Source organism: Bradyrhizobium sp. Bra78 (assembly GCF_024519855.1).
Taxonomy (GTDB): domain Bacteria; phylum Pseudomonadota; class Alphaproteobacteria; order Rhizobiales; family Xanthobacteraceae; genus Bradyrhizobium; species Bradyrhizobium japonicum_G.
In genome coordinates this window covers 134,272-149,819 of sequence record NZ_JALJRE010000012.1, presented here as the reverse complement: position 1 = coordinate 149,819, position 15,548 = coordinate 134,272, and the positions used below count along the sequence as shown (strand labels likewise).

The 15,548-nt window shown below is 64.0% G+C and carries 16 protein-coding genes; 10 read left to right on the top strand and 6 right to left on the bottom strand.

Annotation, left to right across the window (positions count from 1 at the left end):
- Positions 1 to 217: 217 nt before the first annotated feature.
- The 3 genes from OC450_RS25405 (at position 218) to OC450_RS25395 (ending at position 2,881) form a co-directional block, all read left to right on the top strand.
- Entirely contained in the window at positions 218 to 760 is a 543-nt protein-coding gene (locus OC450_RS25405; RefSeq protein WP_211385254.1) for an OsmC family protein, read from the top strand.
- Positions 761 to 795: 35 nt separating this feature from the next.
- Positions 796 to 1,908 carry an acyl-CoA dehydrogenase family protein gene (locus OC450_RS25400; protein ID WP_211385253.1) on the top strand — a complete coding sequence of 371 codons (1,113 nt, stop codon included), beginning with the start codon at positions 796 to 798 and terminating at the stop codon, positions 1,906 to 1,908.
- Positions 1,909 to 2,002: 94 nt separating this feature from the next.
- The gene (locus OC450_RS25395) at positions 2,003 to 2,881 is read left to right on the top strand and encodes a sulfurtransferase (RefSeq protein ID WP_211385252.1); all 879 of its coding nucleotides are present in this window, start codon (positions 2,003 to 2,005) and stop codon (positions 2,879 to 2,881) included.
- A 10-nt stretch (positions 2,882 to 2,891) separates the two neighbouring features.
- Here the strand turns inward: OC450_RS25395 and OC450_RS25390 are convergent, their stop codons facing one another.
- A complete protein-coding gene (locus OC450_RS25390; RefSeq protein ID WP_211385251.1) occupies positions 2,892 to 4,817 on the bottom strand; it encodes a sigma 54-interacting transcriptional regulator in 1,926 nt (641 codons plus the stop codon).
- A gap of 159 nt (positions 4,818 to 4,976) precedes the next feature.
- Between OC450_RS25390 and OC450_RS25385 the strand changes: the two genes are divergently transcribed.
- From OC450_RS25385 to cynS, 4 genes are all read left to right on the top strand, one after another.
- Entirely contained in the window at positions 4,977 to 6,356 is a 1,380-nt protein-coding gene (locus OC450_RS25385; protein WP_211385250.1) for a CmpA/NrtA family ABC transporter substrate-binding protein, read from the top strand.
- A gap of 169 nt (positions 6,357 to 6,525) precedes the next feature.
- The gene (gene ntrB, locus OC450_RS25380) at positions 6,526 to 7,365 is read left to right on the top strand and encodes a nitrate ABC transporter permease (RefSeq protein ID WP_256808197.1); all 840 of its coding nucleotides are present in this window, start codon (positions 6,526 to 6,528) and stop codon (positions 7,363 to 7,365) included.
- 5 nt (positions 7,366 to 7,370) lie between these two features.
- Positions 7,371 to 8,291 carry an ABC transporter ATP-binding protein gene (locus tag OC450_RS25375; protein WP_256808200.1) on the top strand — a complete coding sequence of 307 codons (921 nt, stop codon included), beginning with the start codon at positions 7,371 to 7,373 and terminating at the stop codon, positions 8,289 to 8,291.
- A gap of 13 nt (positions 8,292 to 8,304) precedes the next feature.
- On the top strand, positions 8,305 to 8,787 hold the full coding sequence (gene cynS / locus OC450_RS25370) for a cyanase (protein ID WP_211385247.1): 483 nt from the start codon (positions 8,305 to 8,307) through the stop codon (positions 8,785 to 8,787).
- A gap of 62 nt (positions 8,788 to 8,849) precedes the next feature.
- Here cynS and purB read toward each other — a convergent pair whose 3' ends face one another.
- A complete protein-coding gene (gene purB / locus OC450_RS25365; RefSeq protein WP_256808202.1) occupies positions 8,850 to 10,304 on the bottom strand; it encodes an adenylosuccinate lyase in 1,455 nt (484 codons plus the stop codon).
- Positions 10,305 to 10,389: 85 nt separating this feature from the next.
- Entirely contained in the window at positions 10,390 to 10,713 is a 324-nt protein-coding gene (locus OC450_RS25360) for a DUF1476 domain-containing protein (RefSeq protein WP_211385245.1), read from the bottom strand.
- Positions 10,714 to 11,021: 308 nt separating this feature from the next.
- On the opposite strand from OC450_RS25360, the gene purC reads away from it, so the two are divergent.
- Together purC and purS are read left to right on the top strand one after the other, a co-directional pair.
- Positions 11,022 to 11,789 (top strand): phosphoribosylaminoimidazolesuccinocarboxamide synthase, encoded by a 768-nt coding sequence (gene purC / locus OC450_RS25355; protein WP_008974302.1) that lies wholly within the window; start codon positions 11,022 to 11,024, stop codon positions 11,787 to 11,789.
- A gap of 14 nt (positions 11,790 to 11,803) precedes the next feature.
- Positions 11,804 to 12,046, top strand: a complete 243-nt coding sequence (gene purS / locus OC450_RS25350; protein ID WP_007602264.1) for a phosphoribosylformylglycinamidine synthase subunit PurS — start codon at positions 11,804 to 11,806, stop codon at positions 12,044 to 12,046.
- A gap of 10 nt (positions 12,047 to 12,056) precedes the next feature.
- On the opposite strand, the gene OC450_RS25345 is transcribed toward purS, so the two are convergent.
- A complete protein-coding gene (locus OC450_RS25345) occupies positions 12,057 to 13,073 on the bottom strand; it encodes a magnesium and cobalt transport protein CorA (protein ID WP_211385244.1) in 1,017 nt (338 codons plus the stop codon).
- A 165-nt stretch (positions 13,074 to 13,238) separates the two neighbouring features.
- Between OC450_RS25345 and purQ the strand changes: the two genes are divergently transcribed.
- Positions 13,239 to 13,940: a phosphoribosylformylglycinamidine synthase subunit PurQ gene (gene purQ / locus OC450_RS25340; RefSeq protein ID WP_211385243.1), complete on the top strand. Its 702-nt coding sequence runs from the start codon at positions 13,239 to 13,241 to the stop codon at positions 13,938 to 13,940.
- A 27-nt stretch (positions 13,941 to 13,967) separates the two neighbouring features.
- Here purQ and OC450_RS25335 read toward each other — a convergent pair whose 3' ends face one another.
- Both OC450_RS25335 and OC450_RS25330 read right to left on the bottom strand, forming a co-directional pair.
- Positions 13,968 to 14,942: a DMT family transporter gene (locus OC450_RS25335; protein WP_211385242.1), complete on the bottom strand. Its 975-nt coding sequence runs from the start codon at positions 14,940 to 14,942 to the stop codon at positions 13,968 to 13,970.
- Between the two features lie 76 nt (positions 14,943 to 15,018).
- Complete coding sequence (locus tag OC450_RS25330) at positions 15,019 to 15,498, bottom strand: PaaI family thioesterase (RefSeq protein ID WP_211385241.1); 480 nt, start codon at positions 15,496 to 15,498, stop codon at positions 15,019 to 15,021.
- Between the last annotated feature and the right edge of the window lie 50 nt (positions 15,499 to 15,548).

Here is a 15,548-nt window from a genome sequence, read left to right as displayed (position 1 = left end):
ATCAGCAAGCCGCATCTGTTCCGAGCCGAAAAGATTCGCACGAGAAGGCGCATCTGCATCGCCTTTGAGCAAACGGCGGCTGATCAATCCGCAGGCAGCGCAGGCTAAGCGGCTCCAATGCTTCGCCTTTTGTTTTTGGCCGGCTCTGGCATGCTCCATGCAAGGAAACAGACCGTTCGGTATCCTGCCGATTTCCACTTCTGCCAGGGAGAAGATGATGACTGCCGTCGTTCAGAAGACAGTGCTGACGGGTTGCCTCGCGCCCATCGACAAGAATGGCCTCGAGCAACTGATCGCGAGCGGCAAGGCCAATCCGAAGGTCGTCAAGACCTTGAAGTGCAAGACGGTCGCGGAAGGCAAGTTCCGCCACGCCAACTACATCCGCAATCTGCCGCCCTACATCGTCGACGAGCCCCCGGGTCTTCTGGGTGACGACACCGCGCCAAATCCGTCGGAAGCCTCGCTCGCCGCGCTCGGTTCCTGCCTTGCGGTCGGCCTGCATGCCAACGCCGTGCACCGCGGCTGGATCGTCAACAAGCTCGAGCTCGAACTCGAAGGCGACCTCAACATCACGGCCGTCTGGGGCACCGGCGACGTCTCCGACAAGCCGGTCGGCTTCACCGATGTGCGCGTCAAGGTCGACATGGAATGCGAGGGCATCTCGCAGGACGAGATCAACGCGCTGGTCGCCCATGTGAAGAAATGGTCGCCGGTCGCCAACACCTTCACCCGCCCGGTCAATCTCGAGGTCGGCGTCTAGGCTGACGGCAACAGGGCAAGGTGCGGGAGACGATCATGGGTTCACTGGCTTTATCACGGGCCGAAGTTTTGGATCAGCCCGCACCGTCCATTGCAGGGGAGGTGGCGCGGATCGCGCGGGCGCAGCTTGCGCCGCTCGCCGCCGGCATCGACGACGGCACGGTCTATCCTGCCGCGGTGTTGCGCCAATTCGGCGAGGTCGGCGCCTGGAGCAGTCACGTGCCCCACGAAGGTCCTGCCGATTTGCGCTGCGCCATCCAGGCGATGGCGGCGATCGGCGAGGTCTGCGGCGGCACCGCCTTCATGGCCTGGTGCCAGAACACGCTGGTCTGGTACGCCGCCAACTCCACCAACATGAAGCTCGCCAAGCGCTTCGGCGATGCGTTCTCGACCGGCCGGGTGCTCGGCGGCACCGGGCTCTCCAATCCGATGAAGAGCTTCTTCGGTATCGAGAAGCTCAAACTGAAAGGGCGAAAGGTCGACGGCGGCTACATCGTCCGCGGCGCGCTGCCCTGGGTCTCCAATCTCGGTCCGGACCATTACTTCGGCACGATCTTCGAGCGCGAGGACGAGCCGGGCACCGTGATGTTCCTGGCTGACTGCGCTGATCCCGCCATCACGCTGACGCCGTGCAAGCCGTTCCTCGCCATGGACGGCACCGGCACCTATGGCGTGCAGTTCCGCGACACATTCGTGCCGGACGAGCTGATCCTGGCCGACCCCGCCGCGCCTTTCGTCAAGAAGATCCGCGCCGGCTTCATCCTGCTCCAGGCCGGCATGGCGCTCGGCCTCATCAAGGACTGCATCAACATCATGGACGAGGTCGACAATCCGCTCGGCCACATCAACCGCTATCTGCCGCAGCAGCCGGTGCATTTCCGCGATCTCGCCGCCGAGCTCGAGGCGGAGACCATGGAGCTGGCGCGCGATCCGTACAACGAGGAGGAGACCTACTGGCGCAAGGTGATCGCGCTCAGGCTTCGTGCCGGCGAGGCCAGCGTCGCGGCGGCGCATGCGGCGATGCTGCATTGTGGCGCCCGCGGCTATCTCAAGAGCCACCGCGCGCAGCGGCGTCTGCGCGAGGCCTATTTCGTCGCGATCGTCACGCCGGCCACCAAGCAGCTGCGCAAGATGCTCGCCGAGTCCTGAGTTTCAAGTCTCGAGTTTCAAGTCCTGAGTTTCGAGTCCTGAGCTTCACGAGTCCACCCCAGAAGACCACTTAACCTCAACGGAGAGGCTGCCAATGACGGACGTTCTGATCTCTGCCAGCGAACTTGCCGATCTCTTGAAGACCGAGCCCTGTGTCGTCATCGACACCCGCAACCCCGACGCCTACGGCGCCGGGCACCTCCCCAATGCCGTGAACGTCCATGAGATTTTCACGTTCCTTGCGACCTCGACGCCGGAGGGCATGGCCGAGCTGAAGACCAAATTCGCCGATGCCTTCGGCGCGGCCGGCCTCTCCGGCAAGGAAACCGCCGTGGTCTACGAGCAATCGATGAACTCCGGCTTCGGTCAGTCCTGCCGCGGCTATTATCTGCTCACCATGCTCGGCTATCCCAAGATCAAGGTGCTGCATGGCGGCTTCGATGCCTGGGCCGCCGCGGGTCTTCCGGTGACCAAGGATGTGCCGGCGCCGGCGAAGGCCTCGTTCTCGATCGTGCCCGAAGCAGGCGAGATCCTGATCGATGCGAAGACCATGCTCGCCGCGGTCGGCAAGCCCGGCATCGCCATCCTCGACGTGCGCGATGTCGACGAGTGGATCGGCGACAGCTCCTCGCCCTACGGCAAGGATTTCTGCCCGCGCAAGGGCCGCATCCCCGGCGCCGTGTGGCTGGAATGGTACCGCATGATGAAGCCGACCGCCGAAGGTCCGCGCTTCAAGTCCAAGGACGAGATTTTGGCGGAATGCGCCACCGTCGGCATCTCGACGACCACGCCGGTCTATCTCTACTGCTTCAAGGGCGCGCGCGCCTCGAACACGTTCCTGGCGCTTAAGAACGCCGGCGTGAAGGACGTGCGGATGTATTTCGGCTCCTGGAACGAATGGTCGCGCGATCCGTCGCTGCCGATCGAGCAGGGATTGCCGATCGCATCGGAAATGACGACCAAGGCGGCGTGAGCGCTCGCCATCACGTGGCACGCGGACGGGGCGCAATTCCCAGCGCCTTGATCCGCGATGCCAGCGTGGTCGGCTTGATGTCCAGCATCTCTGCTGCCCCGCCGGGGCCGAACACTTTTCCCGCGCAGGCCTCGAGCGCGGCCAGGATGTTGGCCCTTTCGTGATCGCGCATCTCCGCTGACGTCATGACCGCCGGGCGCGCCTCCGCCTTCTGGCGGGCGGCGCCGGTCTGAGCCAGCGCGCCGGATGCATCCGGCAGGTCGATCCGCAAGCGGCCGTTTTGCGACAGGATCGCACCGCGCTCGATCACGTTCTGCAATTCGCGGACATTGCCGGGCCAATCGTACCGGGTCAGCCGCCGCGCGTCGCCTTCGGACAGGCGCAGATTCGACTTCAGCGCCTTGCTCTCGCGCGTCAGGAAATGCTGGGCGAGCAGGGGAATGTCCTCGCGCCGCTCGCGCAAGGGTACCGTCTCGATCGGAAACACGTTGAGGCGGAAATAGAGGTCCTCGCGAAAACGGCCGCGCTGCACCTCCTGCTTGAAATCGCGATTGGTCGCGGCGATGACGCGGACGTCGACCGCGCGCGTGCGCTCCTGACCGACCCGCTCGAAATTGCCCTCCTGCAACACGCGCAGCAGCTTGCCCTGAAGTTCGAGCGGAATCTCGCCGACCTCGTCGAGGAACAGCGTGCCGCCGTCGGCGAGCTCGAACCGGCCGATACGGTCGCGCGTTGCGCCGGTAAAAGCGCCGCGGACGTGGCCGAAGAACTCGCTCTCGAACAATTCGCGCGGGATCGCGGCGCAGTTGACGCGGATCAGAGGCCGGTCGCTGCGGGTGGAAGCCTCGTGAATCGCGCGGGCGATCAGCTCCTTGCCGGTTCCGGACTCGCCCGTGATCATCACCGCAGCCGTGGTCGGCGCCACCAGCTTGACCTGACGCAGCGTCTGCTGGACCGCTTCGCTTTGACCGATGATGCCGCGGGGGTTGGTCTCGATGCGGATTTCCTCCTGGAGATAGGCGTTTTCCAGCTCGAGCCGCTCCCGCAGGCGGTCGACCTCGGTGAGTGCGGCGTGCAGCTTCTCGTCGGCCTCGCGCCGCTGGCTGACGTCGCGAAACACCACGACGGCGCCGACCACCACGCCGCGGTCGCGGATCGGGGTAGAGGTGTATTCGACCCAGGCCGGCGAGCCGTCCTTGCGCCAAAACACCTCGCCGTCGACCTGGTGCACGGCGCCGTCGCGGAACGCCGCATAGATCGGGCAATCGTGGTTGTGATAGTGCCGGCCGTCATGGTGGGTGTGGTGCATGATCGGGTGGATTTCCTTGCCGACCAGCTCCTCGGCAGTCCAGCCGAGCATGCGCTCGGCCGCGGGGTTCACGAAGGTGGTCTTGCCTTCTGCGTTGACGCCATAGATGCCTTCGCCGGCGGCGCGCAGGATCAGCTGGTTTTCGCGCTCGATGTCCTGGAACACCCGCTCGACCCGCTGCCAGGTCGAAATGCCGCTGCGCATGTGGTCTTCGGCGGCGGCATCGACATTGCGGCGGCGGCGCGCTTCGAGATCGGTCAGCGTGAGCAGCACCAGCGTGCCGCCGTCATGCGGCAGCAGGCAGCCGGCGTATTCGAGTCTTAGATTTTGCCCGGTGGCGTGGCGGGGGGTGAGCGCCGTGGTCCAGTAAGCGCCCTTGTGAAGCACGGCCTGGGTGAACACGGTGAGGGCCGGGAGCTGGCCGGTATGAAGGGTGCTGGCCTTGGTCTGGCGCAACAATGCTCGGTCGTAGCCGAGCAGGGCGCAGGCGGCCGGATTGGCATCGACGATCTGGTCGCCATAGGGATCGACCAGCAGCGTTGCCTCGACCGAGGATTCGAACGCTCCGACACGCGGGTCGACGGCTTCGGCCGCATCGTTGTGGCTGGGCATTGGCGTCGTTGCCATTGCGAGATCTCGTAATTGAACTACGAAATATCGTTTATCACGACTTTTCGTAGTGGCCAAGTGTGACCGAAAGCTCTGCGTCATCAACGCACTGGCGGGCGGAGAGGCGGTGGCATGCTCCTTGCGTAATTACCCTCGCAATGACGCGCAGGAGGTCCGATGTCCATTTTCGACAATCCGTTTGATCCCGATCGCAACCTTCGAGCCGGCTGTGCCTGTGGCCAGCACCAATCCGCGGCAGAGCATGAGCAGGCCACGGCGCTGCGCTGCGAGCCCGCTGAGAGCGAGGAGAAGCGTTACGAGGGCGTCGTTGCATCTGCGGTGATGCGCGCGATGTTTCCGCAGGACGCGGCGCGGCGCGCGTTCCTGAAGTCGGTCGGTGCGTCCACGGCGCTGGCCGCGCTGTCGCAATTCTTCCCGATCAAGACGGCGACCGAAGTCTTCGCGCAGACCGGCGCGCCCGAGAAGAAGGACCTCAAGGTCGGCTTCATCCCGATCACCTGCGCGACACCGATCATCATGGCAGCGCCGCTCGGCTTCTATGCCAAGCATGGTCTCAATGTCGAAGTCGTCAAGACCGCCGGCTGGGCGGTGATCCGCGACAAGACCATCAACAAGGAATACGACGCCGCGCACATGCTGGCCCCGATGCCGCTCGCGATTTCGCTGGGCCTGGGAGCCAATGCCATTCCCTTCACGGTGCCCGCGATCGAGAACATCAACGGGCAGGGCATCGTGCTGGCGACCAAGCACAAGGACAAGCGCGATCCGAAGGACTGGAAGGGGATGAAGTTCGCAATTCCCTTCGACTATTCCATGCACAATTACCTGCTGCGGTATTATCTCGCCGAGCACGGGCTCGATCCCGATACCGACGTGCAGCTGCGCTCGGTGCCGCCGCCGGAAATGGTGGCGAATCTGCGCGCCGACAACATCGACGGCTTCCTCGCGCCCGACAACATCTGCCAGCGCGCGATCTACGACGGCGTCGGCTTCATGCACCTCTTGTCCAAGGAAATCTGGGATGGCCATCCCTGCTGCAGCTTTGCCGCCAGCAAGGAATTCATCACGACGGCGCCGAACAGCTTTGCCGCGCTGACGCGCGCCATCGTCGATGCCACCGCCTATGCGTCGAAGGCGGAGAACCGCAAGCAGATCGCGGAAGCCATCGCGCCCGCCAATTACATCAACGCGCCGGTCACGGTGCTGGAGCAGGTCCTGACCGGCACCTATGCCGACGGCCTCGGCGGCGTGAAGACGGACGCCAAACGCGTCGATTTCGATCCGTTCCCCTGGCAGTCCTTTGCGGTGTGGATGCTGACGCAGATGAAGCGCTGGGGCCAGATCAAGGGCGACGTCGACTACAAGGCGGTCGCCGAGCAGGTGTATCTCGCCACCGACACCAGGAAGCTGATGACCGAGATGGGCCTGTCGCCGCCCGCGAGCGCCTACAAATCGTTCGCGGTGATGGGAAAGACTTTCGATCCGGCGAAGCCCGAGGATTATGTCGCGAGCTTCAAGATCAGGAAGGCATCGTGAGGGGCCGCGCGCGCTCTCCGTTGTCGTCCCGGCGAAGGCCGGGACCCATACCGCGTGATCGGTCGATTTCGAACGGCAGCGGTACCGAACGACCAGTCTTAGCCAAACGTCTCCCTGGGGGTATGGGTCCCGGCCTTCGCCGGGACGACGTGTGGAGAGGTCTTGCGACATGACATCCTCCCTCCGCCTCCGCGCCGGCCTCGTCTCGATCGTTCTGCTCGCCGCGTTCCTCGGCATCTGGCATCTGGCCACGCGCTCGACGGCACCGGTCGCGACGATGAGTCCGGAATACGCCAAGCTGATGGGCCTGACCGCGACGCAGGGCAAATCCGCCATGCCGGGTCCGATCGACGTCGGCGCAAAACTCTGGGAGCATCTGAAGCGGCCGTTCTACGACAATGGGCCGAACGACAAAGGGCTCGGCATCCAGCTCGGCTATTCCATCGCGCGCGTCGGCACCGGCTACCTGCTGGCCGTGCTCGTCGCCATCCCGCTCGGCTTCCTTATCGGCATGTCGCCGCTGTTGAGCAAGGCGCTCGATCCCTTCATCCAGGTGTTGAAGCCGATTTCGCCGCTGGCGTGGATGCCGCTCGCGCTCTACACCATCAAGGATTCCTCGATCTCAGCGATCTTCGTGATCTTCATCTGCTCGATCTGGCCGATGCTGCTCAACACCGTGTTCGGCGTGGCCAGCGTGCGCAAGGAATGGATCAACGTCGCGCGGACGCTGGAGGTCGGCACCATCAGGCGCGCCTTCACCGTGATCCTGCCGGCGGCCGCGCCCACGATCCTGACCGGCATGCGCATCTCGATCGGCATCGCCTGGCTCGTGATCGTCGCCGCCGAAATGCTCGTCGGCGGCACCGGCATCGGCTATTTCGTCTGGAACGAGTGGAATAACCTCTCGATCACAAACGTCATCATCGCGATCCTGCTGATCGGGGTCATCGGCATGCTGCTCGACCAGATCCTCGCGCGCTTCACGCGCATGGTCACATTTCCGGAGTAGGGGCTGTGACCGACAAATTCATCTCCATCGAAGGCATCGCAAAACGCTATCCGGGCGCGAGCGGCGCCACGACGACGATCTTCGAGAATCTGTGGCTCTCGATGGCGCGCGGCGAGTTCTGCTGCGTGATCGGCCATTCCGGCTGCGGCAAGACCACGGTGCTCAACATCCTCGCCGGCCTCGATGCGCCGAGCGAAGGCACGGTCATCGTCGACGGACAGGCGATATCAGGCACCAGCCTCGACCGTGCCGTGATCTTCCAGAGCCATGCGCTCTTGCCCTGGCGCACCGTGCTCGGCAATGTCGCCTATGCCGTGAGCTCGAAATGGCGGCGCTGGGACCGCGCCAAGGTCAAGGCGCATGCGCAGACTTTCATCGATCTCGTGGGCCTGACGGGTTCGGAGCACAAACGACCTTCCGAACTCTCGGGCGGCATGAAGCAGCGCGTCGGCATCGCGCGCGCGCTCTCGATCACGCCGAAGATGATGTTGATGGACGAGCCGTTCTCCGCGCTCGACGCGCTGACGCGCGGCACGCTCCAGGACGAGGTGCGCCGGATTTGTCTGGAGACCGGGCAGACCGCATTCATGATCACGCACGACGTCGACGAGGCGATCTACCTTGCCGACAAGATATTTCTCATGACCAACGGGCCCGGCGCGGTGCTGGCGGAGGTCGTCGAAAATCCGCTGCCCAGGGATCGCGGTCGTACGGACCTGCACCGCCATCCGCTCTATTACGCGCTGCGCAATCACATCATCGATTTCCTGGTGACGCGCAGCAAGACCTTCACCGCCGAGACACCCGATCACGATCCGCGCAACGTGCCGATGGTGCATATCGGCAAGCCCGGACTGACGATCGCGGCCAGCGACGAACCACGACAAACACGGATACCCGGGACCAGTCCCGGACTTACTGCCTAGAAGGGAGACTGACATGAAACGCGAAGACCTCACCGAGAAGCTGCTCGACATCAAGCGCGAGAAGGGCTGGAGCTGGAAATACATCTGCGAGAAGATCGGTGGCTATTCGGAGGTGCTGATAACAGGCGCGATCCTCGGCCAGATGAAATTGACGAAGCCGCAGGCCGCCAACGCCGCCGAACTGTTCGGCCTTACCAAGGCAGAGACCACGATGCTCAACGAGACGCCGATGCGCGGCATGCCGATGCCGCCGACCGATCCCCTGATCTATCGCTTCTACGAACTGGTCATGGTCAACGGCCCGGCCTGGAAGGCGCTGATCGAGGAGGAGTACGGCGACGGCATCATGTCGGCAATCGACTTCGACATGGTGATGGAGCGCCTGCCCAATCCGAAGGGCGACCGCGTCAAGATCACCATGAGCGGCAAATTCCTGCCGTACAAATATTACGGCGCCAGCGGCAACGTTCCGGAGTATGGCTTCAAGGAAGGCTGACGGGGGCGAGTGGGGAATTGCGAATAGCGAATGGCTTCTTGCCGCTCGCTATTCGCTCCTCGTTACAGGATCGCGCCCGGCGTGTACTTCGCCGCTTCAGGCTTGGCCTTGGCGAGCGCGTCGACCTGCTCGGCGAAGTAATCGACCTGGGCGCCGGCGTCGCCGGAATTGGCGCGACCGTGGTCGAGCACGCGCTGCAATTCGGCTTCGCTCATGCCGAGGCGCGGATCGGCGGCGAGACGCTGCAGCAGGTCGTTCTGCACGATCTTGCCGGTGCGCAGGTCGCGAATGGCCGCGACCGCATGCTCCTTGATCGCCTCGTGCGCGCCTTCACGGCCGGCACCCTTTTTCACCGCTTCCATCATGACCGTGGTGGTCAGCAGGAAAGGCAAATAACGGTTGAGCTCGGTCGCGACGACGGCGTCGAATATTTCCATCTGGTCGAGCACCGAGAGCAGGGTCTCGAGCAGGCCGTCCATGGCGAGGAAGGCATCGGGCAGCATTACGCGGCGGACGACGGAGCAGGAGACATCACCCTCGTTCCACTGATCGCCGGCGAGGCCGGCGGCCATGGCGAGATAGCCCTTCAGCACCACATGCAGGCCGTTGATGCGCTCGCAGGAGCGGCTGTTCATCTTGTGCGGCATCGCGGAAGAGCCGACCTGGCCCTTCGCAAAACCTTCGCTGGCGAGCTCATGGCCCGCCATGAGGCGCAACGTCTTGGCGAAGCTGCCGGGACCGCTGGCGAGATCGACGAGGACGCTGACCGCGCGGAAGTCGAGGCTGCGCGGATACACCTGGCCCACGGCATCGAAGCTCTTGGGCAGGCCGAGATGGACCAGGATGCGCTGCTCGAGCGCACGTGCCTTGCCGGCATCGCCGTTGAACAGGGTGATCTGATCGAGCCGCGTACCGACGGCGCCCTTCAGGCCGCGCGCGGGATAGGTTTGCAGCAAATTGGCCAGGCTCTGGTGCGCCAGCAGCATCTCCTCGCCGAACATGGCGATGCGCTTGCCGAGCGTCGTGACCTGCGCAGCCACGTTGTGGGTGCGTGCCGTGAACGGGATGTCTCGCAATTGCCTGGCGTGCTTCGCAAAACGGATCAGCGCGGCGATGCACTTGGTCTCGACGAGCTGCAGTCCGCGATAGACCTGCAGCTGCTCCACGTTCTCGGTGAGGTCGCGGCTCGTCATGCCCTTGTGCAGGTGCTCATGACCGGCAAGATCGCAGAACTCCTCGATGCGCGCCTTCACGTCGTGGCGGGTGACGCGCTCGCGCCGCATGATGGAGGCGAGGTCAACCTGGTCCTTCACCCGCTCGTAGCTGTCGATCACGCCATCCGGCACGGGAATGCCGAGATCGCGCTGCGCTTTCAGCACGGCGATCCAGTAGTCGCGTTCGAGGCGAACCTTGCCTTCGCCGCTCCAGATGGCGCGCATGGCGGGCGAGGCATAGCGTTCGGAAAGGACGTTGGAGATATGGTCCGGGGTGCGATCTTTGGTGCGATCTTGGGGCATACCGCCCATTTGGCATTGCCCGGGGCTGGCTGCAAGCCCGAGCGGCGAATGGGGTTTTCGTCGCCATTCGCCACTCCCTTTTTAACTATTTTCCCGCCTTCACCTCGGCCGCCGCCGCCGCGATCAACTCGCTCATCTTGGCGCGAATCGCCTGTTCGGTGACGGCCACGTTCTTGGCGGCGAAATCGGCCATGACCTTGCGCAGGACGTCGGCATCGCCGGCTTCCTCGAAATCGGCCGCGACCACTTCCTTGGCGTAGGCCGTGGCGGCTTCCCCGGTGATTCCGAGCTTTTCGGCCGCCCACAGCCCGAGCAGCCGGTTGCGGCGGGCTTCCGCCCTGAATTTCTGCTCCTCGTCGAGGGCGAACTTCTTCTCGAAGCCTTCCTCGCGCTTGTCGAACGTGCTCATGCCTTTTCCAATTCCCTGCTGACTGGCCCCGGCGGCCCTCGTTGCGAGAGCCCCGGTCCATGCCTAGATAGGAGGCAAGAATCGGCAAAACAACGAGCCGTTAAGCCGCAGGCAAGACGGTATAAGTTGATGCCGGACGGCCGGATCGATTGTGCTTGGACAGCCAATCGGATAGGTTGCCTAAGGCTGGGTTCCCGTTCTGTTTCCGCGGGTTCCGGGCCGTTCACGGCAGCTCCGCTGTGGGTCGTAGGTCTCGTCAACCGGAGCACACCAGATACATGGATTTCAACAAAACACGGTACATCCCCATGAGCCGTCGGCGTCGCATTTATGAAGGCAAGGCAAAGGTTCTTTACGAAGGCCCGGAGCCCGGTACCCTGATCCAGCACTTCAAGGATGACGCCACCGCGTTCAATGCGAAAAAGCATCAGGTGATCGAGGGCAAGGGTGTCCTCAACAACCGGATCTCGGAGTACCTGTTTCAGCACCTCAACGACATCGGGGTGCCGACCCATTTCATCCGCCGCCTAAACATGCGCGAGCAGCTGATTCGCGAAGTCGAGATCGTGCCGCTGGAAGTGGTGGTGCGGAACGTTGCCGCCGGCTCGCTGTCGCAGCGACTCGGCATCGAGGAGGGCACGCAGCTGCCGCGCTCGATCATCGAATTCTACTACAAGAACGACCAGCTCAACGACCCCATGGTGTCGGAAGAGCACATCACCGCCTTCGGCTGGGCGACGCCGCAGGAGATCGACGACATCATGGCGCTCGCCATCCGCGTCAACGACTTCCTCACCGGCCTCTTCCTCGGCATCGGCATCCGCCTCGTCGACTTCAAGATGGAATGCGGCCGGCTGTTCGAGAACGAGATGATGCGGATCATCGTCGCCGACGAGATCTCGCCGGATAGCTGCCGTCTGTGGGACATCAAGTCGAACGAGAAGCTCGACAAGGACCGTTTCCGCAGGGATCTCGGTGGGCTCCTCGAAGCCTATACCGAAGTCGCCAAGCGTCTCGGCATCCTCATGGAGAACGAGCGTCCGGCGGGCTCCGGCCCGGTGCTGGTGAAGAGCTAAAAGGGGATTTGGACGTGAAGGCACGTGTCACCGTTACCTTGAAGACGGGCATCCTCGATCCGCAGGGAAAGGCCATCGAAGGCGCGCTGAAGTCGCTCGGCGTCGACGGCGTCGCCAGCGTCCGGCAGGGCAAGGTGTTCGACATCGAGCTTGCCGGCGCGGACAAGGCCAAGGCGGAGGCGGCGTTGAAGGACGCCGCCGACAAGCTGCTGGCGAACACCGTGATCGAGAACTATCGGGTCGAGTTGATCGGGTGAACGGGATGGCTCACAGCCAACCGACCCGACGAAAACGCCAGTACAGCGCGCCGCACGACGTCAGCATCACGCCGAGCAGCGTGTAGTAGCCGTACTCCCAGTCCAGCTCCGGCATGTGCTTGAAGTTCATGCCGTAGATGCCGGCGAGCGCGGTCGGGATGGCGATGATCGCGAGCCAGGAGGCGAGCTTCTTCGACACCGCCGTCTCCTGGGCCTGGCCGACCAGCAGGCTCGCCTCGAAGGCGAACGCCAGCACCTCGCGCATGGAATCGATACGCTCCTGGATATTGCGAACGTGGTCCGTGACGTCGCGGAACAGCGGCTGCATGGTCGCGCGCACCATCGCAAGCTCGTCGTGCTCCAGCCGGCGGCAGACCTCCACCAGCGGGCCGATCGCGTTCCTGAGCCGCAAGAGGTCGCGGCGCAGCATGTAGAGCCGCTCGATCTGCGCCTTGCTGATCGGCTTGGAGAGCACGTCGTCCTCGATGCCCTCGACCTCGTCGTGAATGCTTTCGAGCACGGGCGAGTAGTTGTCGACGATGAAATCGAGGATGGCGTAGAGGATGTAGTCTTCGCCGCGCGCGAGCGCCCGCGGGCAGCTTTCGCAGCGCTCGCGCACCGGTGTGTAGGACGTCGAGGCGCCGTGGCGCACCGAGACCAGATAGCCTTCGCCGACGAAGATGTGGGTCTCGCCGAACGCGATGCGGCCCTCGATCAGCTGCGCCGTCCGCGCCACGATGAACAGCGCCTCGCCATATTGCTCGATCTTGGGCCGCTGATGAGCGTGGTCGGCGTCCTCGATGGCGAGGTCGTGCAGGTCGAACTGCTTCTGCACGGCGGCGAGAAGCGCCATGTCGGGCTCGTGCAGGCCGATCCAGACCACGTGGCCGGGCTTGGCCCGCCAGCTCGAGGCCTCGCTGATGGCGATATTGGCGACGCGCCGGCCGTCGACATAGGCGCCGGCGGCGACGACGCCCTCGGTGGACACCGGCTCGGAGAGGGATGCGGGCAGCGACGGGACATTCATGGCTTCAATCCCGGCAAATCGGTCGGCCAACGGCATGCGTCCATAGCCTGTGCACAAGGCCGCTTGCGGAGGCTAGCACTGGTAAAATCCCCGTCAAATGGATATGTCTCTTCACGATTTGGCCCGTTGGCCACCCCGAATCCCGCCACCGTCGGAACCCCTGCCATGAAAGCCGCCATTCTCGTCTTTCCCGGAATCAACCGCGAGCGCGACATGGCGCGCGCCTTGAGGCTGATCTCGGGCCGCGAGCCCGCGATGGTCTGGCACGCCGAGACGTCGCTGCCGGCAGGAACCGATCTCGTGGTGGTGCCGGGCGGCTTTTCCTATGGTGATTATCTTCGTTGTGGCGCCATCGCAGCGCGGGCGCCCGTGATGGATGCGGTGCGCGACTACGCGGCCAAGGGCGGCCTCGTGCTCGGCGTCTGCAACGGTTTCCAGATCCTCTGCGAATCCGGGCTGCTGCCGGGCGTGCTGATGCGCAATGCGCGGCTGAAATTCATCTGCCACGACGTGCATCTGCGCGTCGAGCGCTCCGACACGCCGTTCACCCGCGGCTACAATGCCGGGCAGGTGATCCGCGTCCCCGTCGCCCATGGCGAGGGCAATTACGAAGCGGATGAAGAGACCATCAAGCGCATCGAAGGCGAGGGGCGGGTGCTCTATCGCTACTGTTCCCCCGACGGCGCGGTTGACGAGAGCCACAACATCAACGGCGCGGCGCATTCCATCGCCGGCCTCGTCAACGACAAGGGCAACGTGCTCGGCATGATGCCGCATCCGGAAAACCACGTCGAAGATATCATGGGTTGCACCGACGGCCGCGGCCTGTTCGCGGGCCTGGTCCAGCATCTTGACCGTGCGGCGTGAATGGGGTTCTGACCTGGCGGTTGAATTTCAACGTTTGAGGCGCAACTTCAGCCGCTCGGCCGGCACCGTCATCGCGGCGACGCCCGCCATGACCAGCAGCAGTCCCAGCGCCAGGTTCGACGGCACGCTCTCGCCGAGCAGCAGCACGGACAGGCCGACGCCGATCGGGATACGCAAGTACCCTTGCGCGTTGGTCGTCAGCGTTCCGAGCCGGCCCAGGCACATGTAGAACAGCATCAATCCCAAGGCGCTGGAGACGATACCCATCACGATGGTGGCGACGATCGCCGTCGGCGTCGGATGCAGCGTCCAGGGCTGGTCGATGATCAGCGCGGGCGGCAGCAATACGAGGCCCCCGAACAGCAGGGAGCCTGCCGCCACCACCATCGGGTCGTAGTCGGAGAGCCGCAGGCCGAAGATCGTCGCGCAGGCAAAGGAGATGGTGGCGAGCAGGATCGCGATCTCCGCGATAATCTCACTACTGAGCCCGCGCAGCGCGTCGAGGCCGACGATGACGATGGTGCCGGCAAGGCCGAGGATCGCGCCTGCGAGCTTGAGCAGCGTTGCCGGCTCGTGCCGCGTGATCAGCGAGGTGATCAGGAAGGCGAAAATCGGCGTGGTGGAGGCCAGCACCACCGTGTTCGAGGCTGGTACATATTGCTGCGACCAGGTGATGATCAGGAACGGGAATGTCGAGTTGATCAGCTGCTGGGTCGCGAACAGCTTCCAGGCTTTTGCGTCGGTGGGGATCCTGATGCTGCGCATCCCCAGGATCGCGAACAGGAACGCGGCCGCGATCAGCGAGCGCGCGGAGATGAAAGTGATCGGCGGGATGGTGGGAAGCGCCAGCTTGGCCAGTGGATAGGTGGAGCTCCAGCAACAGGCGAGCGCGAACAGCAGCGCGTAGTCGCGCCAGTTGCGCGCGCCGGTGGCGGTCATGGATGGCAATGGCGATGCGACGGAGGCCGCTGTGCGGCCCGTCCTTGATGTGCTCTGCGGCACCCTTGTTTTTGCTCCCCGGCGCGATAGCGCTTGACCCAACTCTGGGCGAGGGGACGCGAAAAGGGAAGGCGTCGAGCTATGCGTTTGGCTGCACGGCGGGCTTCCGCTTCACCCGCTTGATCGTGCCGGAGAAGGTGAACAGGGGCCGTCCGCCCGATGTTAGCTTGCCGCGCAGGAAGATTAGCGAGCCGCCGGCACGGGAAACCTCACCCACACACTCGATCAGCTCGCCTTCGCGGGCTGCGTCGAGGAAATCGCAGGCGAAATTGGTGGTCACTGCCGGCCCGTCCAGTTCGTGGGTGGCGATCGCGAACAGGCAATAGTCGGAAAATGCCATGAAGCAGCCGCCATGGACGTTGCCGGAGCCGTTGAGGTGCTTTTTCTCGACCCGGAAGGCGCTGCGGACGCTGCCGTCGTTCTCGATCCTGTGCCAGAACGGGCCGATATGGCTCTCGAAACTGTCGCGAATCCAGGTCCGCCAGCCCTTGAATTCGCCCTCGGTGGCGACGTGCAGGTCGGGGCGGCGGGGCGGCGGCGCTTTGGTCAATTCGTGCAAAGAAACGGGCCTTCAATTACGGGTCTTCAGCCCTTAAATCCGATCCGTCA

Excerpts from the sequence above, each read along its gene's own strand:
- OC450_RS25405 (WP_211385254.1), top strand. The coding sequence starts at position 218 with ATGACTGCCGTCGTTCAGAAGACAGTGCTGACGGGTTGCCTCGCGCCC.
- OC450_RS25400 (WP_211385253.1), top strand. The coding sequence starts at position 796 with ATGGGTTCACTGGCTTTATCACGGGCCGAAGTTTTGGATCAGCCCGCA.
- OC450_RS25395 (WP_211385252.1), top strand. The coding sequence starts at position 2,003 with ATGACGGACGTTCTGATCTCTGCCAGCGAACTTGCCGATCTCTTGAAG.
- OC450_RS25390 (WP_211385251.1), bottom strand. The coding sequence starts at position 4,817 with ATGGCAACGACGCCAATGCCCAGCCACAACGATGCGGCCGAAGCCGTC.
- OC450_RS25385 (WP_211385250.1), top strand. The coding sequence starts at position 4,977 with ATGTCCATTTTCGACAATCCGTTTGATCCCGATCGCAACCTTCGAGCC.
- ntrB (WP_256808197.1), top strand. The coding sequence starts at position 6,526 with ATGACATCCTCCCTCCGCCTCCGCGCCGGCCTCGTCTCGATCGTTCTG.
- cynS (WP_211385247.1), top strand. The coding sequence starts at position 8,305 with ATGAAACGCGAAGACCTCACCGAGAAGCTGCTCGACATCAAGCGCGAG.
- purB (WP_256808202.1), bottom strand. The coding sequence starts at position 10,304 with ATGCCCCAAGATCGCACCAAAGATCGCACCCCGGACCATATCTCCAAC.
- OC450_RS25360 (WP_211385245.1), bottom strand. The coding sequence starts at position 10,713 with ATGAGCACGTTCGACAAGCGCGAGGAAGGCTTCGAGAAGAAGTTCGCC.
- purC (WP_008974302.1), top strand. The coding sequence starts at position 11,022 with ATGAGCCGTCGGCGTCGCATTTATGAAGGCAAGGCAAAGGTTCTTTAC.
- OC450_RS25345 (WP_211385244.1), bottom strand. The coding sequence starts at position 13,073 with ATGAATGTCCCGTCGCTGCCCGCATCCCTCTCCGAGCCGGTGTCCACC.
- purQ (WP_211385243.1), top strand. The coding sequence starts at position 13,239 with ATGAAAGCCGCCATTCTCGTCTTTCCCGGAATCAACCGCGAGCGCGAC.